At 72.0% G+C, this 26,702-nt stretch carries 12 protein-coding genes; 4 read left to right on the plus strand and 8 right to left on the minus strand.

All coding sequences use genetic code 11. The features are described from left to right. Positions 1–685 precede the first annotated feature (685 nt). Positions 686–1,372, plus strand: a complete 687-nt coding sequence (locus tag B0E53_RS08550) for a hemerythrin domain-containing protein (protein WP_107075516.1) — start codon at positions 686–688, stop codon at positions 1,370–1,372. A gap of 26 nt (positions 1,373–1,398) precedes the next feature. On the opposite strand, the gene B0E53_RS08555 is transcribed toward B0E53_RS08550, so the two are convergent. Then, positions 1,399–4,740 carry a BTAD domain-containing putative transcriptional regulator gene (locus B0E53_RS08555; RefSeq protein WP_146167620.1) on the minus strand — a complete coding sequence of 1,114 codons (3,342 nt, stop codon included), beginning with the start codon at positions 4,738–4,740 and terminating at the stop codon, positions 1,399–1,401. Between the two features lie 247 nt (positions 4,741–4,987). Between B0E53_RS08555 and B0E53_RS08560 the strand changes: the two genes are divergently transcribed. Next, a complete protein-coding gene (locus B0E53_RS08560; RefSeq protein WP_146167621.1) occupies positions 4,988–8,122 on the plus strand; it encodes a hypothetical protein in 3,135 nt (1,044 codons plus the stop codon). 128 nt (positions 8,123–8,250) lie between these two features. Here B0E53_RS08560 and B0E53_RS08565 read toward each other — a convergent pair whose 3' ends face one another. The 7 genes from B0E53_RS08565 to B0E53_RS08595 form a co-directional block, all read right to left on the minus strand. Continuing rightward, positions 8,251–10,158, minus strand: coding sequence for a DUF2357 domain-containing protein (locus B0E53_RS08565; protein ID WP_107075519.1), 1,908 nt, complete (start codon positions 10,156–10,158; stop codon positions 8,251–8,253). Position 10,159: 1 nt separating this feature from the next. After that, positions 10,160–12,556 (minus strand): AAA family ATPase, encoded by a 2,397-nt coding sequence (locus B0E53_RS40065; protein WP_107075520.1) that lies wholly within the window; start codon positions 12,554–12,556, stop codon positions 10,160–10,162. Continuing rightward, complete coding sequence (locus B0E53_RS08575; RefSeq protein WP_146167622.1) at positions 12,483–14,096, minus strand: hypothetical protein; 1,614 nt, start codon at positions 14,094–14,096, stop codon at positions 12,483–12,485. Before B0E53_RS08575 ends, B0E53_RS40065 begins: the two co-directional genes overlap by 74 nt. Next, positions 14,077–17,388 (minus strand): AAA domain-containing protein, encoded by a 3,312-nt coding sequence (locus tag B0E53_RS08580; protein ID WP_107075522.1) that lies wholly within the window; start codon positions 17,386–17,388, stop codon positions 14,077–14,079. The genes B0E53_RS08575 and B0E53_RS08580 overlap by 20 nt, the downstream gene beginning before the upstream one ends. After that, positions 17,378–18,754: a protein kinase gene (locus B0E53_RS08585; protein WP_107075523.1), complete on the minus strand. Its 1,377-nt coding sequence runs from the start codon at positions 18,752–18,754 to the stop codon at positions 17,378–17,380. The genes B0E53_RS08580 and B0E53_RS08585 overlap by 11 nt, the downstream gene beginning before the upstream one ends. A 2-nt stretch (positions 18,755–18,756) precedes the next feature. Beyond that, positions 18,757–19,452 carry a VWA domain-containing protein gene (locus B0E53_RS08590; protein ID WP_348639652.1) on the minus strand — a complete coding sequence of 232 codons (696 nt, stop codon included), beginning with the start codon at positions 19,450–19,452 and terminating at the stop codon, positions 18,757–18,759. Positions 19,453–19,872: 420 nt separating this feature from the next. After that, the gene (locus B0E53_RS08595; RefSeq protein ID WP_107075525.1) at positions 19,873–22,029 is read right to left on the minus strand and encodes a glycogen debranching N-terminal domain-containing protein; all 2,157 of its coding nucleotides are present in this window, start codon (positions 22,027–22,029) and stop codon (positions 19,873–19,875) included. A 415-nt stretch (positions 22,030–22,444) separates the two neighbouring features. On the opposite strand from B0E53_RS08595, the gene B0E53_RS08600 reads away from it, so the two are divergent. Then, on the plus strand, positions 22,445–24,025 hold the full coding sequence (locus B0E53_RS08600; protein WP_146167623.1) for a hypothetical protein: 1,581 nt from the start codon (positions 22,445–22,447) through the stop codon (positions 24,023–24,025). A 1,616-nt stretch (positions 24,026–25,641) separates the two neighbouring features. After that, complete coding sequence (locus B0E53_RS39185) at positions 25,642–26,634, plus strand: hypothetical protein (RefSeq protein WP_246835301.1); 993 nt, start codon at positions 25,642–25,644, stop codon at positions 26,632–26,634. Positions 26,635–26,702: the final 68 nt, after the last annotated feature.

The following is a 26,702-nucleotide window of genomic DNA, read 5'->3' on the forward strand; positions in this document are numbered from 1 at the left end:
TCCAAGCCGTCATCTGCCTGGCCCGGCGCCGCACGAACGTGCTGTGGGCCCTCATCCGCGACAACCGCGCCTGGCAGAAGGAACCACCCGCCATCACGGCTTGACACGCTCATTGAGAGTCCTTTCTCGGGCGTGCTGGCGCTGCGGGACGAGGTGCGACATTCATCAGGCCGGGCCGGAGTTGGCGGACCCTTAACGCCGGCTTGGCGGTGGCTGGTGGGGGCGGTCCGACAGGTCGACCGGGAAGGGTCGAATAGTGGACCTTCGAGCCGGCGGCGGCCCACTGGGGGTCGTAGCGTGACGACGACCGGTAAACCGTTCCAGCGTTCCAGCCCGGCGTCGGCGTCGGCGTCGGCGGCCAGTTGCGCGTCGATGCTGCGTCGCAATTCGGCAAGGTTGGTCTCCAGACCGATATTGGGCAGGTTTCGGACCGGGCCGTCACAGTGGCTGGCCAGGCGGAAGATCTCCTCGCCGGCCAGTGCCCTTGATCAAGTCTCGGACCCGACTGCCGGGGGCCATCCCGCCAGGCGCGCCCGCCAAGTCGGCACCAAGTGCTCGCCAGGCGCCGTGCCCGAGAGTGGAGAAGCACGAGAGCGAGTCGGCCGTCCGTAGCCGGCACCGGGGCGGCCCGCCAATGGCCGGCCCCATCCCGAACAGGCCGCCAGCGGGGCGGCCGGAGGAGACCATGGCCACCACAACCCCCCACCTCGAGCCGAACCTCACCGGCTTCCGGATCAACCACCGCACCATGCGATCCGACACTCGCCGGCTGGCCGAGTTGCTCAGCCGCGTGGCTGCTGGGCAGCTCGCGTACGACCGTCGCCGGGCGACGGCCCTGCGGACGTATCTGCGGCTGCTCTGTGACGGCATCCATCACCACCACAAGATGGAGGACGAGGTCCTCTGGCCGGTGCTGCAACGTTCGGCGGGTGCGGAGATCGACCTGCGGGAGCTCAGTGACGACCACGCCGCACTCGAACCGGTCCTGGACGAGGTACGGGTGGCGGCGGACGAGCTGGTGGCCGCGTTCGCCTCGGGCTCGTCAGAAGCGGGCCGGGCACGCACCGTCGCGGGGCGTCTCGCCGGGGCCCTGGCTCAGCTGCGCGATGTCCTCGACGAGCACATCGAGGAGGAGGAGCGGTTGATCTTCCCGGTAATCCGGCGCTACGTCAGCGTGGCCGACTGGAACACCGTGGAGCGAGCGGTCCGCAAAGGCGGTGCCCTGCGCTTCGAACTGCCCAGGATTGAGCGGTACGCCCTCCCGGAGGAGCTGGACGAGCTGAGAAAGATCGCCGGACCGGTGCTGCGGCTGATGCTCGTGGCGCTGCGACCGGGTTTCCGCCGCCGGGAGGCGACGGTCTTCGGCGGGTGACACCGTCCGAGCGGCGGTGACGGGCTTCAACGCACCGTCGCAGGCACGTACGCCGACTCGTCGCTCCACGGCACGGCGCCGACCCTGCGGGCCAGCCGGAGCCCGGCGTCACGGTGCGCGGCGACGGCCGGGTCGCCCAGCGCGGCGGCGAGCTCGGCGAGGGTTTGGTCCACCGGGCCGAGCGAGATCGATCCGCACTCCAGGCCGGCAAACCGCCCCGCCCACGGCAGCAGCTCGCGGTAGCAGCGCTGCGCAACCGGGCGGTCGCCGAGCCGCGCGGCGACCTGCCCGCGCAGCGTCATCCAGTACAGCCACAGGTAGTCGGGGCGGATCGGGGTCTGTGGCCGCCAGACGGCCCGGGCCGCCTCCCGGTCGCCTTTGGAGAGCAGCGCGTGGGCCAGCACGTCGTGCGTGTCGTCCGGTACGCGTGCATGCACCTGCCGGATCTCCTCGACCAGCTCGTGCCCGCGCCCGACGGTGCTCAGCACGGTGAACCGGCCCATCAGTCCCATCGCCGCCGCGTTGGGACCACCGATGCGGCTCATCCGATCGCTGATCTCCGCGTACCGGCGCGACGCCTCACCGAGATCACCGGCGAAGAGAGCGCGCAGGCCGGTGAACCACCCCATGACGGCGAGGATCAGGCCGAGCTGACCGGTCGTGGCCTTCTCGATCGCCCGGTCGACGTGGTGGCGTGCCCGGTCGAAGTCAGCGTCGGTGAGCGCGGCCTGGTAGAGGATGTGGTGGGCCTCGCACTGGTACGCGGTAAGCCCCGCGGCCTCGGCGACCGCCAGCAGCTCCCGCCCGACGTAGGGCAGTTCGGCCCGGTGCGCCGGGGCGACGGTGACGAAGTAGCGGGCGTTGAGCGCACGGCAGAGCACCGCCGGATCGTCCTGCCGACGGGCTAGCGCGAGAGCTTCCCGGGTGACCTCGTCGGCGCGCTGCAGATCGGCGCCCTCGATCTCGAAGGCGAGAGTGCTCAACAGCCGGGACCGCAGCGCCAAGCCGTCGTCGCCCACGCGGGACAGCTCCTGCTCCAGCAGCCGGACCAGCGGTTCGTCGACGGCGCGGTCGGGCCGGATGGTCCAGGTCACCGGGGCGTCGAAGCAGGTCAGTGCGGAGTGGACGGCCTGCGGATCGCCGATCCCGGTGGCCAGCCGCACCGCCTCGGCGCGTGCGGCGCGGGCGCTCAGCACGTCACCGGCGAGTGCGCTCGCGGTGGCCAGATCGCAGAGCAGGTCGAGACGTGCGCGGGCGGGTACCGCTGGCGCGAGGTCGGCCGCGCGCAGCGCGCCGGTCCAGTACGCGGCAGCTTCCCGAGGCGCGCCGAGGTCACCGGCCCGGCGGGCGGCGGCGGCCAGGTGCCCGATGGCGTCCTGCGCGGTGGCCGGGGTGAGGGCGGCGAGTGCGTGCCTCCCCAGCAGCGCCACGTCGTCGACGCGCTGCCCTCGCAGCACAGTGAGGATTCGGCTGTGCATCCGGGTGCGTCGCAGCAGCGGGACGCTGTGGTAGAGCGCGTCCCGCATCAGGGCATGCGCGAACCGGATCCGCCCCGGCTCGGGCTCGACGAGCAGACCCGCGGTCACGCCGGCCTCCAGGCCGTCGAGGACCGGCTCCTCGGGGCCGCCGTCGACGGCGATCAGGATGTCGACCTCGGCGTCCGAGCCCAAGACGGCGGCGTGCCGTAGCACCGTCTGGGTGCTGGCCGGCAGCCGTGCCAGCCGCCGGGTCAGCACGTGACCCAGCGCGGCGGGGATGCCGTCGAGCGCTGACCCGGGGCCTTCGGCCGCGATCAGTTTGGCCAGCTCGATCGTGAACAGGGGGTTGCCCGCCGAGCGTTCCCGTACGGTGCGCAGCAGTTCGGTGTCGGTGGTGTCGACGCCATGGCGACGCAGCAGTTCGGTGACGGCCGCGTCGTCGAGGCCGCCGAGGTCCAGTTCCACCGCCGGTACGCCGGTGAGCGCGGCCCGGGCCACCACGAAGTCGTCGGTCACCTCGTCGGGGCGGAAGGTCGCCACCACCAGGACGGGCGCCTCAGCCAGGGCGGCCGCGACGTGGCGCAGGATGCGTAGGGTCTCACCGTCGGCCCGGTGGAGGTCCTCGATCACGACGAGCAGCGGGCCGTGGCCGGCCAGCCGGGACAGGTAGGCACCCAGCGCCTGGCGTAGGTGGAACTCGTCGTACTGCCCGCGGGTGCCGGCTGGCGTTGCGGTGCCGGTGCCCAGTAGTAGCTGTAGGCCGCGGGCCTCCGGCTCGTCGAGCGGGAGCCGTCGGCACGCGGCGGTGACGACCTCGTGCCACGCCCAGGCCGGCGGTGCGCCATCCACCTGCGGGCAGGTGCCGATCGCCGTCGTCCAGCCGTCGCCGGTCAGGGACCCGGCGAGGTGCCGGGCCAGCGTCGACTTCCCCCCACCCGCTTCGGCACCGACCCAGCAGATGCCGATTCCGGCTGCGGTGGCGCGGGCGGCCGCCGAGCGCATCCGGGCCAGCTCGGTCGCGCGGGCGAGCATTGGCTGCGCCGCGGGCGGTCGATCGGGTACGACAGCCGGCGGGTCGGCCGGCCCGACCACGGCCGAGGACCGGGCGACCTGGGAGGCGGGCGACCCCAGGCGAGGGTGCTGCCGAAGCAGATCCGTCTCCAGGCTCCGCAGCTCGGGGCCGGGTTCGATGCCTAGCTGTTCGAGCAGCGCGGCGCGCACCGATCGCAGCACGTCGAGGGCATCGGCCTGCCTTCCGAGGCGATACAGCGCGACCGCGAGCAGCATCGCGGCCTGTTCCCGCAGCGGATGGTCCCGGACGTGCGGATCGAGGTCGAGGACCACCTCGTTCGCGCGGTCCAAGTCGAGCAGCAGCTTCGCGCGCTGTTCGACGGCGGTCAGTCGTAGCCGGGCCAGCCGTTCGCTCTCCCGGTCCGCCCACAGCTCCCCGACGAACTCGGCGTACGGCGTGGCCGCGCCCCAACAGGCGAGGACTTCGTCCAGCCCGGCCAGCGCCGCCCGCGGCTGCGTCTCGGTGACCCGCGTCGCCGTCCGCAGCGCCGCTTCGAACCGCCAGGCGTCCACGTCCGGCGCCGATAGTCGCAGGGCGTACCCCGGGGCCGCGGTGACGAGGATCCGGGCGGGACGGCGGGGCGGACGGTCCGGCTCCAGCGCCCGGCGCAGGTTCGACACGTACACCTGCAGGGCGGCCTGGGCCCGCGGCGGCGGGTCTCCCGACCAGAGGTCCTCGATGAGCCGGTCGACCGACACCACTTGACCGCCTCCGGCGACAAGCCGGGCCAGCACCGCGCGCTGTCGCGGTGCCCCGAGTTCGATCGGGGTGCCGTTCCGCATCGCCCACATGGGACCGAGCACACCGACCGTCGTCACGCTGCCACCGTAGTGAGCCGACGCCGCCGTGGAGATCCGGTATCCGACTGTTCGTTGATCAACCGTTCGGACCGCACCCGGGCTCCGGCGTCCCCGCGCGAACCGGTCGTGGTCGGACGCCCGCCGCTCCTGCAGCCGGCGCCCACCAGCCCGCCAAGACGACGTTAAGGGCACGCCAACTCCACTGCGGCCTCATGGAGGCCGCACCTCGTCCCGTACCAGAGGGACGCCGGAGGAAGGACATCCATTGAGAACCACGAAGGGCCTGAGCCACCCATGCCGGTGGCTCGCGGCCGTGACCGGCGCGAGCCTGGTCGTCGCGTTGGCGGGGCCGGCGGTCGCCGCCGACCCCGTCCCGTACGACGAGCAGGCCGTGCACCACAGCCTGTTCGCGGCGGTCGTCCAAGTTCGTGACGGCGGCACCCGCGGCCTGGTGGACGCCGTGCTCGCCGCCGAGCTGAGCGACTGGCGCGGCGCGCACCCGACGGCCGACACCGCGGCGCTCAACGCCCACCTGAACGCCGTCACCACCCTCGTCGGACAGGCCGTCCCGGCCTCCGACGAGTCACCCGGGAAGCTGCACCTGCTGGGCGCGGCGATGGAGAAGCTCGCGGGCAGCGGCGAGGCCCAGCTCGGCGGCCCGGCGGTCAAGGGGCTGCTGCGCAGCACCACCGGCGAGGAGCTGGCCGGCATCGTGCCGCCGATCGAACAGATCCGCAGCGGCACCCAGGAGTACCTGTGGGAGATGATCTCCCGGGGCGCGCTCACCGAGGTGTGGGGCACGCTGCACGCCCGGGCCGCCACCGATCCGGCCCTCGCCGAGGTGTGGAACACGGCGGTCGGCGCCCGGCTCGGCGTACGCCTGGACACCCCGGCGGACGAGCTCGCGCAGCTGCCCGACCTGAGCGGCAACCTCAACCTGTCGGCGATCACCGCGAAGCGCTACGACAGGGACGCCTATCGGGCGGAGATCCAGTCGCAGCTCGACGTGGCGCTCGCCGCGCTCCGCGAGCGGACCGCGACCGCGGTGACCGACGTGGTCGCTGCGTCCGACCGGTTCCCGATCGACGGGCCGAACAAGCCGACCAGCGCGGAGGAGGCGGCGGCCAAGGCGAAGGCGGAGGCCGACCGCAAGCTCAACGAGAAGCTCGGCCAGGCCGTCACCGTCCTCGGCAAGCTCGCCGGGATGGTGGACAAGCAGTTCGGCAAGCAGATCGAGACCATCGCCAAGGCCGTGGTGGGGGCGATCTCGGCGATCACCACGTACACCGCGGCGATCTCGGCGGCCGGCATCACCACGGCGGCGCTGGCGATGTCGACCTTCACCCTGGTCGGTGGCCTGGTCGGCGCGGCGATGATCCTGCTCCCGCTGTTCACCTCCGGCGGCGGCGCCGACGAGACCACCGGCGCCCAGATCGCGGCGCTGCGCGACCAGATCAACCGGCTGGCCGCCGGGATGGACAGGCGGTTCGACCGGATCGAGAAGATGCTCGGCACGATGTACGACGGGTTGAGCGCCCAACTGACCGCGCTGTCCCGGGACCTCACCGAGGTGCGTGCCCAACTCACCGTGATCGCCGGCCAGCTGATCGTCCTCGACCAGCGCGTGGACACCCTCGCGCTGGCGAGCCAGGCGGCCTTCGAGCAGATCGCCCAGCAGCCGCTGAAGACCAGCGTCGACCGGTACGTGCACCGTGAGGCACGCACCGGCACGAAGATCGACTCGTTCGCCACCTACTTCGACCAGGCCGACTCGCCGACGCGTACCTTCGCGGCCGACAGCGCCCGGCAGGCGCCGTACGTCGTCCCGACCGGCACGTCGCTCTCCGATCCGGTGGGTACGGTCGGCCTCTACCTGCCGGCCGGCGCGATCGACTACCTCGCCCAGTGGGCGGGTGCCCGGGGCATCGCGCTCACCCCCGCCCCCGGCGACCAGCCGGCCTCCGGGGTGGCCAACCCGTCGGCGTGGCTGCTCGGCGCTCGGGCGAACCTGATCCTGCAACTACAGAACCCGCAGTACGCCGCCCAGGTCGCCGCAGCCGAGACGGAGAGCACGATCGCCGCGGGCGACGCGGTCAACCGTCGGGTGCGGCAGTTCAGCGCGCCGGCTGCGGACGGTGCCACCAATGCCCTGTTCCAGCGGCTGATCGCCGACTACCAGGCGGCGATGGGCCAGTGGAAGTTCGCCCTCGACGAGGTCGGCCGGGCGGTGCGCTGGGCGGAGGGCGACCGCGACTACAACATGTGGGGGAGCGTCGACCAGGACATCCCGGCCGCCGGCCGGATCGCGGACGTGCCCCACATCGCGTTCTGCGAGGGGCCGACGGGGGCGCACCTCGACATGCCGAGCCGGGTCAACCGTTCGGCCCTGCCGAGCGTCTACCACCTCGCCAACTACGCGATGGCGCCGGCCCACCGGCCGGAGCTGCGTTCCTGCCTCGACGCGGAGTTCGTCAACGTGGTGGTGAACGACCTCCCGCGCTACCAGCAGACCAACGCGGATCTGCGGCTGGTCGTCCGGCAGCAGGCGAAGTGGTTCGGGGGTGACTGGCAGGACGTGCGGACGGTGACCTGGAAGACGCGCCTGACCGACGTCTGCCTGTGGGACCAGCGGGCCAATCCGCCGACCGGGTACTGCCGGGAACCCGACTACTACATCAACAGCAAGTGGAACTCGACGTACCGGCCGGCGCTGGACAGCAGCGGCGTCGTGGTGGACAACGCCGCCGCGCTGGCGCTGGCGCGTACGAAGGCCCAGGCCATGCTGACCGGCAAGCAGCGCTACTTCTACCGGGCGGCGGCGCTCGGCACCGGCGTGGACCGGCCGCCGGCGGGCACCTGGTCGAGCTCGCAGCAGCTCTGGGACGCCGGCAAGAAGGTCTCCGACGCGGTGCGGATGCTGCAGATCTTCTCGGACCTGGGCTGGTCGTCGGCGCTGGAACGGGACGACGTGCTGCGCGGCCAGCTCTTCGGCGACCGGGCGCTGCCGGCGGACTACCGCCTACCGCGCAGCCAGGACAGTTACAACAGCGGCTCGCTGCACCTGTTCAACGCCTACCAACGGGCGTTGGCGAACTACGACAGCTGCAAGCAGCAACTGGACTGGGACCCGTGCCAGGGTGACGTCTCCGGGCTGAATCCGCTGGTGCAGCAGGAGCGGTTCGGTAATGGATGCGCCCCGGCCCCGGCCGCGCAGGCACCGGACGATCCGCTCGGCTCGTGCGTCGTCCAGGCCGGGTCGTCCGGCATCGGCATCCTTGCCGACCGGTACGGCTACTGGTCCGGTCGAATCAAAGCCGGCGCACACCAGGAGGGCCTGGCGGCAGTGAAGGGCGTCGTCGGGCTGCTACGGGCGACGAACATCGCAGTGCACCAGGCCTGACCGCCTCCAGGTCGGGGGCTCGCCGCTGTGGTGAGCCCCCGACCCATCGGCGCAGCCACTGACCACCTCAGCAACCAAGATCAGCCGTTACCTGACACTCCCCGCTGCGGCTGCTCCGTGCAGACCATTCACGGCGCCGAGGGGAAGGCCTCGATAACACCTTCCGCGGTCTGACGCCCGTCGGAGTCAGCCCAGCAGGTGCATCCCGGTCGCCCACCACACTGTTGGCACTCCGGACACCGGAATCGCGATCCGGGAGCGGTTTCCGCGGCGGTGCACGGCATTGCCAGCACATCCGCACCGGCTGTCCGGTCGATTCGATCACCATCGGCAGTGTCGATGACGGCGTTGTACGGCCACAAAACCGGGTACCGAGCACCGCAGGAACAGACCCGGCTGCCCCAGATGGCCTCGCAGTTGCCGCACCGTGCCTGGAACGTGTCGCGGTCCCGCATGTGCAGCCGCGCCCCGGACTCGTGGCAGATCGGGCAGGTGTCGAACCGGCCGAAGGCCGTCCCCGCCGCATCCAGGGCGGCCGTCAGCGCTGCCGGCAGACTCAGACTTCCCCGGCTCCGACCCTGGTGTCCGTCCACCACCTCCCCGACCAGTTGCGACTGCTCCTCGGGGGTGGGGCGGCGGAGCAGCAGCACCCGCCGTCCGCTCACCTGGCGTAGCCAGTCTCCGGCCGGCAGCGCCGGCACCGGGCCGGGAAGTGTCACCGGTAGCGGGTATCCGTGGCTGAACCACCGCCCCTGCATCGTCCAGCGGAGTGCCCGCCCCAACCGCTCCTCGCCCTCGACCTCCAACGGGCTGATCGGCACGAGGCAGGCCGTTGTCCCGAAACCCGCCGGATGCAGCCCCCGACGTACCGGGCGGGGCAGCGACGACCGGGTGGTCCGGAGGCCGGGATAGACGACGACGACCGGACCGGGCAGCGCCGCCAGATCGGCGAGCCAACCCTGCCGGACCGGTTCGGGGACCCGCGCGCCGAGGTCTCGCGGGTCGGTCACGATCCGGGCCACTTCCGTCCCACCGGCGCGTACGCCGACCGTACCGTCCTCGCCCATCGACCACGTCAACTCCTCCGCCGGGCCGCGCAGCCGGAGCCGGGTGCCCGCTGCCGGAGCGGGGGCGTCCGGGTCGTCCGGCCGGTACCCGAGCAGCGCCAGGGCCCGCAGCGACAGCGCGGCGACGTACGTCCGGTAGGCGGCGGGGAAGTCCCGGCTGTCGGCCCGTGCCTGGTCCGTCTCCGCCGCCTGTTGCACCGCCCAGCGCTCCCAGAGCTTCCCCACCCGCCGGTACCGGCGGTCGTTGGTGAACAGGTTCGTCCACCTGAGCCGCATCGGTACCCGCGCCCGCCGGTCGGCGTGGGTGAGTGCGGGGGAGTGGCGCAGGGCCCGCAGCCGGCCCCGCGCGTTCGCCAGTGCCGCACGGGTCGCCTCGATGGCGGCGGCCGACGCCGCCTTGTCCGCCACCGCCACCGCCACCAGCTCGGCAATCCGCTCGCGCCGCCGCCAGGAGCTGGTGCCATGCAGCGCGCCCACGAACGCGCTCATGTCGGCGAGGCCCGCGCCGAGCAGGGTCAGCTCGTGGATCCGCCTGGTCAGATACTCGTCCAACCGGTCCACCAGCTGCGCCGCCACCCGGTTCTCGTAGAAGTCGACGTCCTCGACGTAGCGCAGGGACAGCACTCGAAGCGGATGGATGCGTCCGTGCTCGACTCCGGCCCATTCCTCCGGATGCCCGGCGAGTCGGGCCAGTCCGGCCGGTGGCACCCGACGAGCGACGTCCGCCCGGACCACTTCCTCCGTTCGCGCGAGGCGGTCGTGCGGGCGGAGGCAGACGTGCGCGAGGCTGTCCAGGCCGCGCTGGACCTCCCGGTCGAAGTCGCGCAGCGAAGCCCGCTCCACGGTGTCCGGGACGAACATGTTCGTCGTCATCCAGGCGCTGACGTCGCCGGCCTGGGCGAGAACGCGCGAGGTGTCGATGACCGAGCCCACCACCAGGGGGTCGGCGGCACCCGTCCGATCGGCCACGTCAGCTCTCCCGGCGGTGCACTTCGTCGTCGAGCAACCGGATGCAGCGAACCGGTTCACCCGCCATCTTGTGGAGGTCCCACGCCGTGCGGATCGCGTCCCGTAGCTTGCCGAGGCCCGTCACGGTGACGTCGTACCGGCCTCGGACGGTACGGAGCACCTTCATCGCCAGGAAGTGGTCCGCCGCCAGGGACCGCCCGTCCTGGTCGGCGTCGCCGTACTCGTGCCGCTCGCCGGCCGGGTCGCCCTGCCGGGCCGCCACGACCACCGGCGTGAACTCGCGCAGCTGCTTCTCCACGCGCGGGCCGAGGACGGCCCGGCCGTGCTCGTGAAGGTCGCCGGCGAGGTACTCGACGAACGCCAGGACGGCCTTCTCCTCCTCCCGATGTGCCCGCCTCGCCTGCCGGAAGGCCCGCCGTACGGCGTCCGTCCCGTACGGCGGCAGCGCGGGTACCGGCCTCCGGTCCAGCCAGGGGCGCTGCGCCGGCAACTCCATCAGGTGCGCACGGTTGTACGTCTTGTCGGCGAACTCCAACGTGGACTCGTCCTGGTTGGCGGTGCCGATGAACCACACGTTGGGCGGCAGGACGATGCTCGTGCCGCCGACCAGTTGGCGCGGTGCGCGGCCCTCAGCGCGGGTCACCAGCTGGATCGGCACCCCGTCGTCGTTCTCCAGTTTCGACAGGAGCACGGAAAAGTACTGCTCGGGCCGGGACAGGTTCATCTCGTCCAGCACGATGAAGAACGGCCGGTCCCGGTGCCGTGGTGTCTGGGCCCGGTAGAGCGCCTGCAGGAACTCCGTCTCCTCGAACCGCCGCTCGAAGGTGTTGTGGTGGCCGAAGAGGTCGGTGCGGTCACGCCAGCCGGCCTGCACCTCGATCACCGCGCAGTCGGTGCCGAGCGCGCCGGCGAGCGCCCTCGGCAGGGACGTCTTGCCGATGCCGCTCATCCCCTCCAACAGGTGCAGGCGGCTCATCGCCAGCCCGCCGAGCAGCACACAGATGTCGTTCAGGCGGTACGCGCGGTCGTGTTCGGCGAACATCGTCGTCTGCAGCGAGCGGGCGAACACTCCCAGGTCCGGCAGGTCGCCGGACACCTCGCCGGGCTCGTCGAGCGCGGGGTCGTCGTCCATCGCCACGCATCGGGGGAAGAGCGGCGTACCCGGGTCGGGGCGGTCCTGGTACAGGGTGTCGATGGCCGACCGCAACTCCGCGATCCGCCCCTCGTACCCGCGGGCGAGGACCTCGAAGTGCCGTTCGGCGTCCGCGAGTTGCTTCACCTGAAGGTTGTTGATCCGGTCGGCGAGCGCCGCTCCCCGGAGTTCCTGGAGTTCGTAGCTGAGCTGTTCGCGTGCGGAGTTCAGCTCGCGGTTCTGCTGCTCCAGCCAGCGGAGCCGATCCAGGTCCTCGTCGCCGATACGGGCGGCGAGCTTGTCCCGCAGGTCGGCGTTCCGGACGCGGAGCCGTTCCAGCTCGTCCAGCACGTGCGCCGGATCCGAAGAGCCGATCTTGAGTAGCACCTGCTCCCGTTCGGCCAGCTGGCGGTGCAGGTCGGCGACCGCCTCCTGGGCCGCCCCGTGCTGGATCCGGAGGATCTGCACTTCCCGGTCGAGCGCGGTCACCTCCGCGGCGGCCCGCGCGGCCACCTCCCTCTCCAGGTCGCGCTCCCGCCGCTCGAGCTGGATCTCCTGTCCCCGCAGGGCGCCCTGGTCGTACTCGAGCTGCTGCGCCCGGGCCGTGAGCCGCTGGCGTTCCTGGGCGAGTTCGGCGTGGACGCGTTCCGCGTCGGCGAGCCGTGCCAGCCGGGCCTGCTCAATCTCGGCGAGAGCCTCGGTCCGCTCCCGCACCCACCGCTCACGCTCGGCGGCCACCTCCGCCGACGCGGTCCGCCGCAGCTCCGCCAGTTCCGCGTCGAGCGCCGCCCGGGCCCGCTCGGCCTCCGCCACGAAGCCCGCCTCGGCCGCCTTCTCCCGGTCGCGCAGCAGCGCATCCCGTTCGTCGAGCCGGGCTTCCGCCCGGGCCAGTCGGCCACGGATCTCCTCCGCCTCGGCCCGGGCCTGCGCCGCCAGGTCCCGGTCCGCCTCGGCCGCCTCTTCCCGCGCCCGCGCCGATTCCTCCCGCGCCCGTGCCGCCTCCTCCCGCGCCGTGGCGGCCAGGGCACAGCGCCGGTACTCGTCGGCCTGCAGGGTGAGTTTGTCGAAGGTGGTCAGCACCTCCTCCGAGGACCGCTGCCTCGGCGTCAGGGCCTCGGTGGCCAACGCGTCGACGAGTCCGGCGTCGTCCTCCGCCCGGCGCGCGGCGAGCGCCAGGTCGGCTTGGACCTCGTCAGCGCGGGGCCGGGACCGGGCCCCGCCCCCGAGGTTGCGGTGCTGCGTCGACCGGGGCTTGCTCTTCCCCATGGGTGTGGTTGTCCTTTCGCGGAGGCCGGGACAGATCGGGCAGGGCGACGCCCAGGTACGCGGCCGAGGTGTGCTGGGCGAGCCCCCAGGCCGCCTCGCCGGTGTCAAGGTTGAGCGGCACCACCTCGGCGTGGGCGCCGCCCCTGTTCCGGTCGGCCGACAGGCGGGTCAGCTCGGTGAGCAGGTTTGGGCGGACCTCGGCCAGTCGCCGGACGGGATGGTCCGGCCCACCGTGCGCGCCCGAGACCAGCACCGCGGCGAGCAACGCCGGCGTCTTGGCCCGCTCCGGCCTACGGACCGCGTTCCGGAGTTCGTCCGGCTTGATCTTGCTGACCTGGAAGTGCTCACCGAAGGGCATCCCGAGCCGACGGCAGCAGCGTCCGAGCTGACCGGAAAGCTGGGACAGCGACCGGTCCAGTTCGGGTGCGTTCGCCGGCGGCGGGTGCCGGGCCACGATGTCGCGCAGGACGACCTCGTGCAGGCGCCAGGCGTTGCGGACGGCGTCGCCCAGTTCGGTGCAGCCGTCCCCGGCCAGCCGGGCTCGGCGGATGTCCCGCTCCAGCAGGGTCAGCAGTTCGAAGAGATCGCGGTGCTCCCGGACCAGACCGGTGAAGCGGTCCTCCAGGAGTTCGCCGATCCGCCGGCGCAGGGCGATGTCGAGCCGGTCGTACTCCAGCACCACCGCTTCGCTGCGCCGGCCGACGAACCGTTCGACCTGCTCGCGCAGCGCAGGGACCTGTTGCAACCGGGTCGCCACCAGGCGCCGCAGATAGGTGCTGGACCGGCCGGTGAACGGGCTGAACGCGTCCCAGCTCACGGTCTCCGTACTTGCCGCGTCGTGCTGTTGCGACACGAGGGGAACCGGGATCCACACCGGCACTCCCGAGGTCATCAACGCCACGCGGGAGACCACCCGCTCCGGTGCGGCACGGTCCCACCGTCGGGCCCGGCCCCGCTCCTGCTTGGCCCGTTCACCACGCGATACGGCCTCGACGACCTCCTCGTGGCTGGGCGGCTCGGTGCCCGTCCAGCCCTCCGGTAGCACCGGGAAGGCGGTCACCCGCAACGGCGCGCCGGCGGTCCGCAGCTGCAGGGAGACCTGATGCCGGGCCCGCCAGTCGGCCTGCGCCAGCCGGGGTTGCAGGGTCGACGCCGGCCAGAGCGATCCGGTGGTGACGTCCTGGTAGACGTACGTGGTGATGGTCCGGGTCGGGTCGGGGAAGCCGTCCCGCAAGGCCTGCAGGCCGGTGCCGGTCACCGCGCCGTACCGGTCCAGGTAGGACAACGCACGCAGGTCCGACCGGACCATCTCCACCAGGTCACCCTGCAGACCGAGCAGCGCCGCCATCTCGTCCACCTCCCGGTACCCGGAGCGGGCCAGCCCGAGCACCGCCGACTGGAAGACGTTCAGCCGCTCCTCGTGCACGAGCGGCGCGACCACCCGGTAGCGCAGGGCCGGCCACAGCAGCCAGAGCTGGTCGCCCCGGTACCGGACGTGGTCCGGCAGGACCACCGGGCTGTCAACGCCGAATCCCGCCACCGTTCACCCCTTCGCAGAGTTCCCGGAACGCCACCAGCCCCTCGGCCACCGACCGGCCGGGACGTCCCGGCGCCTCCGGCGTCGCCGACCGTTCCGCCATCGCGGCGTCACCCACCGCGATGAGCAACCGGCGCTGCCGGCTCATCGCCACGCACATGCGGCTGTCGCTGAGCAGGTGCCCGTACCGCCGGACGGCCTCGGCGGGGTCGGGGACGGACCTCGGCGGGGGACTGCTCCGGGTCACCGACAGAAGAACGACGTCGAACTCCATGCCCTGGAAGGCGTCGACGGTGCCCACCCGGAGCCGCTGTCGGGGGACCGGCTCGGCGGTGTACGCCATCGCCGGTACCGGTGCGAACACTCCCTCGTCGTCCAGGACGGCCAGGCCAGCGTTGACCAGTTCGGTCTCCAGCAGGACCCGCTGCTCACGGTAGAACGTGATCACGCCGAAGGTGAGCTGCCGGGCCCGATCCCGTCGGGCCAGCTCCCGCAGCTCCTGCACCAGCCGGATCGCCTCCACCCGCCGGGTCCGGCTGAACCCGGTCCGTTCCTCGGCACCCGCCCCCAGCGGGACGTCGATCCAGCCCGCGACCTTCCCGGCCCAGGGGCTCAGGTCGTGGGTCAGCTCCTGGGTGGAGGGGTGGGACCGGACCACATCCGGGCCGCCGTAGAACACCGAGCTGACGAACCGCCCCAGGGCGGGGTGCATGCGGAACTGGGTGTCGAGCCGGATCGTCCGCACCGCGGGTCGCTCGCCCGCGAAGAGGTCGAACCACCGCTCGAAGAGGCTCTGGGACAGCTCGGACCCGTCGAGCGAACGATTGCGGCGCAGCTCCCGCTCCACCTTCTGCTCCAGCATGTGCGGGAGCTGCTTGTGGTCACCGACCAGGACTATCCGCCGCCGGGCGAAGGCCATCGGGATCATCAGGTCGAGCGGGTTGGCGCGGGCCGCCTCGTCGACGACGACGGTGTCGAAGACCGGCAACGGCGCGTCGAGCACCCGGGACATCTCTCGGGAGTCGGCGTGCTGCACGGTCGAGGCGAGCACCGCGTTGTACCGGGCCAGGGTCCGCTCCACCAGGTCGAGGTCCTCCCGCAGGTCGTCCTGATACGCGCGAAGCACCTCGGCGGTGCTGTCGGTGGACGCGGCGTGGACCTGGTGCACCGCGTCCGCGACCTCGATCAGCAGGTCCTCGACAGCCGGATCGTGCTGTGGGGCGTGGAGCAGTCCGGTGGCCGCTGCCAGCCGGTCGAGCAGCGCCAACCGCAGTTCCGCCAGGTCGGGGAGGAGGGCCAGCTGGTTCGCGTTCCCGGCGGCGGCCCGCTCCAACAGCACCTGGGCCGGTTCGTCCAGCACGTCGGTCAGCAGCCGGAGCGCGCCGCGTGCGCGCTCCGGGCCGTCGTCGGCGAAGGAGACCGGGGTGACTCGGATCGACCGGACGACCCGAGCCACCGCTGCCCGTTCCTCCTCCGTCAGTGTCCGGCCGAGCGTGCCGGTCACCTGCAGCTCCGCCAGCGTCCGTTCCAGCCGGCTACGCAGTCGGGCCGGCAGATCCGCCCCGGCGAGCCGCTTCGTCTCGGTCAGCAGGTTCGTCAGATCGGGTCCGGCGACGGGCTGCCGGCTGTAGGCCGCCGCGAGCTGACGCAGCCGCACGACCCGGTCCCAGCCGGCCACCTCGGGGCGGTGCCGGTCGAGGTGGAGGTCGGCCGCGGCCACCGTCTCGTCCCGCCACTGGCGGGTGTTCTGCCGGTCCCGTTCCGGCTTGTTGCTCACCCGGGTCGGCGGCAGGCCCAGCCGCCGGGCCCGGCGCGCCACGTTGTCCACCGCGTCGTGCTGGACGCTGGACAGCAGCGTCCGGTTCACCGCCACCGCCCGGTCACCCAGCTCGTCGAGGCAGCGCAGTAGGTCGGTGATGAAGCGCGTCTTGCCGGTGCCGGGTGGGCCCTGCACGAGGAGGACGTCCGGGGTGCGCAGCGCCATCCGGAGAGCGGCCCGCTGCACCTCCGTCGGTCTCTGGCCGGCAGCCGCGCCGATGACGCGGTTCACCGCCCTGTCGTGTGCCGGGTCGGCGCGCGGCTGCGCGCCGGGCCGCGGGCGTCCCTCGATGAGCAGCCGCAGGCCGGGCAGTTCGGCCTGGTCGGTCTCGATCCGCTCCCGTGCGGTGTCCCGCCGCCGTAACCGGGACCGGTCCCCGGACAGTGAGCGGAACAGGTAGCCCGCCACGGGTGGCGGCTCGTCCCCGGTGACGGCGAGGTCCACCGTCCAGTTTCCCGCCGCCGTGCCACGGACATCGCCGTGCACCCCCACGGTGGCCCGGCCTCGCCCCTCCGCCAGCTCCGGGGGAAGGTCGCCCGCCGCCTCCAGTTCCAGCCGTCCCGGGTGCGCGGCCACCGCGCCGAGGAACCGGGCGGCCCGCTCGCCGGGCTGGAGCTCGAACCGCCAGTCGCCTCGGGCGGTCACCTTGCACGACTGGAACTTCGCCCACCGCAGCCGATTGGCCTCCTCGACCAAGGCCTCCCGCTCGATGTCGTTGTACGCCTGCCACAGGTCGAGGTAGGTGCGTCCGCCGGACTCCAGGCCGAGCAGGGCGGCCCGGATCGCCTCCGACGCGTCCGCCTCCGCGCCACGGTCGACGAACCGTACGTCCACCTCGCTCAGCCGGTGCCAGCGGCCTCGCCCCCGGGTGTCCGCACCGGTCATGCGGGTGATCCGGAGTACGTTCCCGACCAGCGCGACGTCGGCTACCCAGCGGGTGCCGTGCAGCGTGAACGCGCTCCCTGCGGGCTGGTCCCGGGGCCCGCCGCTGTGCACGATCCGGTCCCGCGCGCCCCCGGCCGGCGGAGGCAGGCAGAACTCCCGTCGCAGCCAGTCCCGCACCTCGTCGAAGCCTGCGGTGCGCACCCGGGCGGCGACGCGGACCTGCCCGGCGACCCGGTCGTCGACACCGATCTCCAACCGCGGGCCGAGGTCGGCACTCGTGAAGCCGTGGCACTGGAGGTGCACCTCCCGGTCGGTCGCGTGGGCGACCCAGGCCACGACGGTCTGTCCGGCCGCGGAGAGCCAGTCCCGCGCGTCCGGATCCGTCACCTGGGCCCGGAGGGGGCCGTACTGGCGGCCCTGGTGCACCGCCAGGTCGTACGCGGCCGTCGCCGCGGGCCGGCGTACCTCGATCTCGCGGTCCTGGCGATCCCTCTCCGCGAGCGCCTTCAGCCAGGGCGGTACCACCGCCCCCATCACCGGGTGGACGCGGATCAGCCGGGTGTCGCCCACCGTCAGCTCGTCAGCGCGCATCGGGCGCCCCGACCGACTGCAGGACCAGGATCCGGTGCGGCCGCAACTCGGTGTCGAAGTGGATCCACCATGGAGCCCGCAGGTGTTCGACCGTGGCGGAGCCGGGAATGAGCTGGAGTCCGTTGCCGCCCTGCGGCGGCACACGGCGCACCATCGACCGTCCGCAGTTGCGCACCCGGACGTCGGCGCCGCCGTCCCATTCCAACCGGAGCAGCGCCACGGTCGGGTCCTCCGCGTGTCGTACCGCCGTGCGGTTCGTGACCAGGAGCGGCCGGTGCGCCTGCAGCACCAGCGTCAGGTCGTCCTGGGGGAGCAGCGGCGGTGTCCCCTCACCCAGACGGGGGAGCTGTTCGAGCACGGTGACCGTCAGCGCGGGCGGGCGGGTCGCCCGGCACCACGGGCAGGTCGGGTGCGCGGCGAGGAAGCTCTGGCCGCACGGGCAGACCAGGCAGCGGTCGGCGGCGGCGTGCAGGGCCGCCGCCCACTCCCCGGCGCCCGGACGCGCCCACGGGTCGGTCATCCCTTCCTCGAAGGTACGTCGGAACAGATCCCGCAGGCGCCGGGTGAGCACCCGGTCGGCCGGGTAGCCGAACCGGGTCCGGTTGCGATCGTCGGTGGAGTGGTCGATCCACGGCACCAGCCCGCGCTGGGCGTCATCCTCCAGCTCGACCTCGCCCTCGTTGACGTAGTCGCCGATCAGCGGGTGATTCATGGTCAGGACCACGTACGCGAGCACGGCGAACGAGTAGACGTCGCTAAAGACGGTGTTGCCGCTCTGGCCGCGCAGGAGCTCCGGTGCGGTGTAGAAGGGCGTCCCGAGCCGACGGGCCGCCGTACTGCTCTCGGTCTGCAGGTTGTCCGCGTCGATCAGCCGTACTTCGTCGTATCCGAGGTCGGCGGAGACCAGCACGTTACCCGGAGAGACGTCGCTGTAGACGATTCCCCGATCGTGCAGGGTGGCGAGGACACCGGCGCACCGGGCGAGCAGGACGAGCCGGCGACGGAGGCCACCACCGCCGAGATACCACGCGTCCTCGTCCTGTTGCGGCGGGTCGCACAGCTCCCGCAGCGGAACCATGTCCTCCAACAGTTCCATGACGTAGCCGACATGCGGCGGCGCCAGTTGCTCCAGCGGGCGGCAGAGGGGAATGCCGTCCAGTGGCAGCCACCGAAGGCGGGCGAAGAGCTCGGCCATCCGGTCCCGGCTGGAACCGTCGGGGACGCACAGCTTCACCGCCAGGCCGCCGTACCGGGTGCGGAAGACCGCCCCTTCGCCGCCGCTTCCCAACTGGTTGTCGAGCAGGAGATCGAGGTGCAGGTTGTTGCTCGCGGCCCGGACACTGCTCGGCCACGCAGCGCCTTGCATGCTCAATCCAGATCCTCCAACCGGACGGCTCTCGGTGCGGTGCGCTGGTGCAGCTGCTCGGTCACCGTCGCGGTCACCCACCGGAACTGCGCCGGGATCTCGTGCACCTGGTCGCTCCGGAGCACGTCGGTGCCGGGGGTGCTGAACTGGGTCAACACCTCGTCGGCCTCAGAGGTCCGATCGACGCCGATCCCGATGGCCAGCCGCAGGGCCCGGGCACCCCACCGGGTGCCGAGCAGTGCGGCCAGCGGACCCTGCCAGTCGTCTGTGGGCAGCCCGTCGGAGACCAGGACCAGGGTGGGCGGGAAGGCCCGCTTCGGCACGGCGGTCTGGTCATCGAGCAGCGTCCGGGCCAGGTCGAACGCGCCACCCATCGGGGTCCTGCCTCGCGGTGTCAGCTCGGTCCACTGTGCCTGTGAGGCGCGGACCAGCGGCTGGTGCACGACGGCCTCGTCCCCGCCGAAGGCGATCACCGCGACGTGGATCTCTCCCCGCGCGGAGTCCTCGGCGGCGAACGCGTGCAGCATGCTCCGGATGCTGCGATTGAGCACGTGGATCTTCTCGCCGTCCATGCTTCCGCTGATATCGGCGAGGACGATCACCGGCATCGGACGAGGCGGACGTCGCGACTGGTTCGCCAACACCTGCTGTTCGGCGTCGAGGGTTGAGCCATATGCCGTCAGGTTCTCCGGCGCCACTCCACCGGCTCCTCTCTAGAACCGCTCTGTACGTGTGCTCGTCACTCGACCGAGCCAGTCAGGCTCTCAGGCGCTTTCCGGCAGGTCAATATCTCCTTCCTGCCCAGAGTGGACTGTGTCGGGATGCCGACAACCAACGGGCTATCTCGAGCGCCTTGGGCGTGCTGCCGCCACGCTGATCCAGGGCAGCCAGGGAGCGGCTCCTATGGCAACCCGGGTGCCCAGTCGGTGCTCAACGCCAGCCTTTCGGGCATGGACTCGATCGCCATCGACGGCTGCGTCCCTGCGGTGTGTACGGTCGGCGGCGAGCAGTTGGTCAGGTTCGACACCGGTAGCAGCAGGCTCGCCGTGTTTGCCAGCCACACGGGGGTCAGCGCCGGCGGCGGCGCCGCCGGCGCGCGATCGTGCGGGTGGGGATACCTAGTCGGCGGCGAGCCGCACGTAACCCTCCGTGCCGACGGCCTCGACGTCCCAGCGGTGGCCGAATGCGGCGATGCCGCGGATCTTTATCCGGCCGACCTCTTTCGGCACTGCCGGGTCGGCGACCAGTTGGCCGTCGACCGGGTGGAGTCCCAGCATGGCCCGGGTCAGGTTCAGCGGCGCGCCGGACGCCCAGGCCTGTGGGCTGCACGCGGTCGGGTAGGGGATGGCGAAGAGGGTCCGATCACGCTCGAAGCCGGCTATCGCCTCGGGCAGCCGGTCGCCGAACTGGGCGGCGGTGTCGAGCAGGGCGAGGGCCACCTGGTTGGCCTCGTCGCGGAAGCCGTAGCGGGCCAGGCCCAGCACGCTGATCGAGGTGTCGTGCGGCCAGACCGTGCCGAGGTGGTAGCCGAGCCCGTTGTATGGCGCGTCGCCCCTGGACAGGGTCCGGATCCCCCAACCGCTGAACATGTCCTCCGAGAGCAGTTGCCGGGCGAGCGCGGCGGCGCGTTCCTGCGGGACTATGCCGCTCCACAGCAGGTGCCCCAGGTTGGACGTCATCGAATCGATCTTGTTCTTGTCGCCGTCGAGACCCACGGCGTAGTAGCCGCCCCGTTCCGCGATCCAGAAGTCCCGGTTGAACGACTCCCGCAACCGGTGCGCGTCGGCGCGCAGCCGGTCGGCGAGCGCCGGGTCGGCCAGGGGTCCGTCGGCGAGTTCGGCCAAGCGAAGTTTCGCGTCGTACGTGTAACCCTGGATCTCGCAGGTCGCGATCGGCAGCACCGGTAGCCGGCCGTCGGCGAAGCGCACCCCGTCCCAGGAGTCCCGCCAGCACTGGTTGCCCAACCCTTCCGGGGAGCGGGTGGCGTATTCCACATAGCCGTCGCCATCCCGGTCGCCGTACTGGTCGATCCAGTTCAACGCCGCCAACGCGTTGTCCCGCAGCGACCGGACCAGGTCGTCGTCGCGGGTCCAGCGCCAGTACTCCGACAGCAGGATCAGCCAGAGTTGCGTGGCGTCGGCGGTGCCGTAGTAGGGGTTGTACGGCATGAGGCCCTGCTGGGTCAGCTCGCCGAAGCGGACCTCGTGCAGGATCTTGCCGGGCTCCTCGTCGGTGAAGTCCTCGTACTGCCGGCCCTGATGATGGGCGAGCGCGAGCAGGGTGCCCTTTGCCAGCCGGGGCCCGAAGGTGAGCGCCTGGTACGCGGTGATCAGGGTGTCCCGTCCGAAGAGAGTGAGGAACCACGGCATGCCAGCGGCGGGCAGGCTGATCCGCTCTTTGCCGAGGGTCATCTCCATCCGCAGCGCGGACATGTCCGAGCGGGTCTGCGCGATGGCCCGCTCCAACGCCGGGTGGTCGCTGCTCAGCTGGGCCGCGCCGGCCAGCCACCGGGCCGCCGGATCCTCCACGCGGTGGTGGAGGATGTCGGCGATGTCGCCCCGGACCGCCTCGGTCACCCCGAAGCCGGGCGGAACGGGAACGTCGAGCTCGACCCGCCAGGACTCGTGCGGAGCGAGGTTGATCGGCCAGACGAGGTGGTCGCCCTCCAGCCGCTCCGGCAAGCGGGTCGGCCGGACCGAGGTCTGCGACGTGAACCCGTCCTGCTCGTAGTCGAACAGCAACCGCGAGCCGTCCGGCGCGTGACCGCGCTGGATCCGCTCTGAGCGGTCGCGGATGGTGGTCTTCATTTCGAGGATGTCGGCGAAGTCGTTGCCCACCTCCAGCCGCAACTCGAACCGGACCCGGTCCGGCGCGAAGGAGACGAGTTCGATCCGCTCGTGCAACCCCTCACCCAGGTAGCGCAGCCGCCGGATGGCGATGCTGTTCGCCGGCAAATCGGGCAGTGTGGGATTGGTCAGGAAGAACTGCGCCGAGTAGTGGTCCACCACGCTGGAGCGCAGCACGAGCAGGCGTCGGCCGTCGATCGTGAGCACCCATTGGCTGAGCAGGCGCGTGTCCCGGTGGACCAGGCCGCCGATGGTGCCCGCCGGCACGTCGCCGACCGGATCCGAGTACATGAAGGTGGCACCGCTGACCAGGGCGATCGCGTCCGGGCCCAGCTCCGGTGGAAGGGCCCGCGCCTGCGCGCCGGGGCGGGTGGGGTCCTGCGGCTTGTCCGGCGTTGGATTGGCCGGGGTGGGTCGCACCTGTGCCATACCGCCGAGGCTAGAGCGCCGACGAGGGGTCGCCCTCGCCCGATCCGGGTGAAATCGCGGTCGAGAGAAAGCCAGGTTGCATTTCCAGGGCGTGGCGGGGCGCGGGAGCGGCGTCCCGATGGACTCGAGCTGGTGTCTGAGAACTCCAAGGCAGCCAGCAACCTTGTAGCATGCGGCGGACGACGGGCGGCAGCCGGAGCTCGGCTCTGGTACGACCCGGCGGTCGCCACCGCCGGGTCGGGCGGCCGCGGCGCCGGTCAGGCCGGAGCCGGAGTGAGAGAGGAACCTGCTCGGCGTGTTCCAGGAACCGAACCGGACCCGGATGACCGGCGGAAACTCAATTGGCGGGGCGCCAGGCGCCGACCCGGCGGGGGCGTGGGACGCGGAGCTGGCCAAGGCGGTGCGGCACGTCGCCGTGCTGCGCGCCGGGTTCTACGTTGTCGTGCTGTTGATCGCGCTCGGCGGTCAGGTGTCCGGGGCGATGGAACGGCTCGGCATGCCGTGGTATGTGGCGCTTCCCGCCGTGGGGGCGCTGGAGCTGGGCGGGGTTGTGGTGCTGGCGAACGCCGACGTACGCCGCCGACTGGGCGAAGGGGCGATGTTGTCCCGCGTGCTGTCGGCTGGCATCGCCGCCGCCGCGGTCGCCTTCAACTGGCTGGCCCACAGCAACCACCTCGAAGGCGGTTTCTACGCGGGCATGTCCCTGCTCGGCTATCTGGTGTGGCTGATGAACACCGAGAACCAGCGGCGGGACCGGCTGCGTGCCAGGCAGCAGCTGCCACCCACGACGCCGGCGTACGAGCCGGTCGGGCACTGGCTGCGGCACCCGTGGCTGACTCGCCGGGCCCGTTCGTTGGCCAAGGCCGACGCCGGTCTCGGGCTGTACGGCTCGCTCGACGCGGCCCGCGCGCAGATTCGCACCGAGCGGCGGCAGGCGGCGCTCAACAAGGTGTTGCACCGCAAGATCCGGCGAGCACTGGACGCCACCACCGCGGACATCGCCGTGGCGGTGTATGACCTCGACGAGATCGCCCGGCGGCTGGCCGAGCAGGCGGACTACGACGGACTCACTGCCCTTATCGCGGCCGATCTGGCACCTGAGCGTGTGCTGGCCGGGAACCTGCCGGCGGGCGGCCGCCGCCGGAGGTGGGGTCGGGCCGGTCAGCCCGACCCCGTCGCACTCGCCTCGGCGGCGCGGCTGCTCGCCGACACCCCGGCGGGGCTCGTCCAGGCCTCCGAGCGACAGACGGTGGCCCCCGCGCGGGACGCGGCCCCCGCGCCGGACACCGTCCCCATCTCCCCGTCAGCGGACGCGGCCTCGGGAGGCTCACCGGGGCCAGGGCCGGCCGGGGACGACGTTCAGCACGTGGATGCCACCGAGCAGGCGGCAGCCAGCGCCGAGCGCCCGCCATCGGAGCGGTCCCAGGCGGTGACGCCCGATCGTACCGACCTGCAGATGGAGCGGTCCGAAAGCGACGGGCTCGCCTCGACGACCGATCAGCCCGATCCATCCCGCGCCTCTGACTGGGCGGCGCTGCACGCGGAACTCGCCCCGCTCCTGCCGGCAACCGCGGCGCGCCGGACGCCGCGTAACGCGGTAGGCCGGTCGGCCACCAGTCGGGGGGAGACATCGTCTACCACGGACGCGCCGGGCTTGGTCGCGGGAGCAGGCTGGTGCCGGGGCGTCGGCAACGACCCGCAGCCCGGCGCCGATGCCGCGAACCGCCACGGGCCGGGCGCGCACGGCCCGCGTCGCCGATCCGGCGGGCGAGCCGGGGCCTGTCACGTCGGTCACGCGAGAGCTGCCGCTGTTGGGCGGGCGGGACCTGCCGGACCTGGTAGACACCGCGGCGAGCCGCACCACCCCGCCCGTCGCGGTCCCCGACACCCCGGAAGGGACCACCGGGCAACGATCAGCGTCGCGACCACAGCAGCACCGGCGGGACGAAGCGGACCCGCGACCGCGCTCGGAGGCCGTCCGGCGTCGGTCTGGTAGCCGGTCGGCCGAGACCGGCCAGCGCTGACCGAGAATGGGTTACGCGGCCGTCGTCAGAGGACTTCCGCACCCTTAAACCGGTCCCTGTCGGCTTTGGCGAACACTCCCGGCTGACACCGACCTGACAGGGCTATGAACCAACCCGCTCCGGTTCTGAGAGCAGCTCAGCGGTCACACGACCCGCTGGAGATGCGGTGCCCGCCATCGGGACGCCGTGCGGTACTCGGACATCTGACGCGCCGCCTGTCGGCGTACGGCTCAACGTGCCCAGCCGGGTAGGCCGAATGTGTACAGGTTTGGAGTGGCCGCCCGAATTCGTCCGGCGGCCACCAACTAACCGTGCCGGACCGGTTACCTGAAACGGACAGTCCCGAGGCAGCACAGCCGCTGTTCGCGCTGCCGCACAGTTGACCCTCGCTGCGGCGCCTCGGTTCAGGCCGGGCGGTGACGACTCCGCGGCGTGTCGCAGAGTGCCTGGACGGTCACTGCGGGCACAATTGCAGGCATTGACGTGAACGAAGACGTTCATCGGAGGTGCCTGTTGTCGCGGTGTTCAGGCCGGCTGGCTCGGTGGACGCTGCGTGGCGCTCTCCTGGTCGGTGGCGTGGTCGGTCTCTGGGGCTTTCACGAAGCGGGTGCGGGTGCCCCTGCTCAGGCCGCCGAGCCCGCTGCGTCTTGCGCCCTTGGCAACCTGCTCAGCGCCGGCGGAGTCCTCTTCGACGGATCCCTGGAGTGTCAGCCCATCTCGCTCGCCGGCCCGGCGGCGGAAGGTGCGTCGGCCCGCGTCGGCAGCGAGGTGACGGTCGCGCGTCGGGGACAGGTGGCCGGCCTGGACGTAGCAGTGCGAATGCCGACGGGCGAGCGGCCGGCGGGGGTGCAGGTTGCAGTAGGCGAGGTGGTGGACTCGACGGTAGTCGGGATCATCGGCTCATCCGCCGCGCCGTCGATGCCTCCCGCCGACGCCGCGGTCAACCCGGCGCCGTACACGAATGAGGCACCGGCGGCCGCAACGCCCACCGTGATTGTTCGGCCGCTACCGCCGATGGCGGCCCTTCACCCGGTAGCCGCGGCGCGTACGTCATTGACAGCAAGCCTTGACCCGCGGTCGGCGAAGGCCGACGGAACGAGTGGGGTTCAGGGGGTAGGCGACCTGCTCCACGCCCTCGGGCCGACTCGGGGCGCTCCCGGCAGCGCCGCCGGCCATGGCTGCGCTGCCGACGGGACAGGAATCCCGGCTGACGCCTCGGAGGGATCATGGGCCCCGGCGGTGCGGCTTGTCGGCGCTTACGTCAGCGGATGCGAGAAGCTCGCGGGCTGTTCTGGTCAACCGGACACCGGGCCCGCCTGAGCAATCCTGGCCGTCCTCGCGCCAGCGCGACAGCCGCGACGACCATTGGCCGCAGGCAGGCGCCGTCAACGTCCGCTGCCACCTGCGCTCCGGCCCCTGTTCACACGGCCCTGCGGAACCGCTTCTGCCCATACCGCTCCTGCCTTCATCGGCACGGTTGGTGAGAAGAAGCGGTCTCTGCTGGCGGGCGTCATGACGTCCCAGAACTTTGCACACCCCGGCGACAACGCCATCGCCGACCAGTCGCACCTGCTACCCGGAGAACCGCGTGAGCAACAACCTGCCCGTCTGCCGCGCCCATTGGCAGGACATCCCCCATATCGTCGATCTTGTCGTCGGTCCCTTCGCCGACAGCACGATCGGCGCATGGCTCGTACCCGACGACCACCGTCGGCGGAACATCCTCAGTGCCGTTGTCCGCGTCTGGATCGAACACGCTCTGCTGTTCGGCGAGGCGCATCTCCTGCCGGATCATTCCGCCGCGGCCGTGTGGCTGCACCGGTACGGCCCCCTCTCACCGCCTGCCGGGTACGGCGAGCGGCTCGCGGTCGCCTGCGGCGAGTACGTGGACCGCTTCCTGCATCTGGACGACGTTCTGCACACGCACCGACCCGACGGCCCGCACAACCATCTGGCGTTCTTCGCCGTCGCACCGCAGCCGTACCGGGTCAGGCGTGCCAGCATCCTGCTCGCCACCAGCAACGCTCGAATGGGCCACGCGCTGCTGCCTACCTACACGGAAGTGGCCACCCTCGCCGACCGGAACCTGTACGCACGACACGGCTACGCCGCCCTCGAACCATTCACTCTCCCCGACGGCAGCACTACCTACCCCATGTGGCGCACCCCAAGGCAGCGCCGGGCCCGCCACCGTTCATCAACCCCACCCGCCCGCCCCGACCAGCGCGGCCCTGCCCTCAATGACCTTCCGATCCGGCTCATCCTCGACACCTCCGCCATCCTCGCCTTCACCGAGGGCTCGACCGCCGTGGGCCAAGCGATCGCCAGAGTCGCCGACGAGGGCGGCCTCTTCGGCCTACCGGTGATGTGCCTGGCCGAGGCAGCCCGCTCAGTCACCGACGCCGGCCGGCTCGACCTCCTGGCCAACCATCCAGCCGCCACGGTGCTGACCGTTGACCCGCTCCAATGGAAAACCCTCGCGGCCACCCACCGCGCGGTCGGCCGGCTCGACACTGCGGCCGCTCTACTCGCGGCAGCAGCCAACGACTGCAGGGTTCTGTCCGATCAGCCCGGGCGGTAGCGGGACCAACCTGGGCAGGCGAACCGTCAGCCCGACGAGTGGCATGGGTTCGGCGTCCGCTCGGGCTG

The sequence above is a fragment of the Micromonospora sp. MH33 genome, assembly GCF_003013775.1.
GTDB lineage: Bacteria > Actinomycetota > Actinomycetes > Mycobacteriales > Micromonosporaceae > Micromonospora > Micromonospora fulviviridis.

Coding starts and splice junctions, on each gene's coding strand:
- B0E53_RS08550 (WP_107075516.1), top strand. CDS start 686: ATGGCCACCACAACCCCCCACCTCGAGCCGAACCTCACCGGCTTCCGG.
- B0E53_RS40065 (WP_107075520.1), bottom strand. CDS start 12,556: ATGGGGAAGAGCAAGCCCCGGTCGACGCAGCACCGCAACCTCGGGGGC.
- B0E53_RS08580 (WP_107075522.1), bottom strand. CDS start 17,388: ATGCGCGCTGACGAGCTGACGGTGGGCGACACCCGGCTGATCCGCGTC.
- B0E53_RS08585 (WP_107075523.1), bottom strand. CDS start 18,754: ATGCAAGGCGCTGCGTGGCCGAGCAGTGTCCGGGCCGCGAGCAACAAC.
- B0E53_RS08595 (WP_107075525.1), bottom strand. CDS start 22,029: ATGGCACAGGTGCGACCCACCCCGGCCAATCCAACGCCGGACAAGCCG.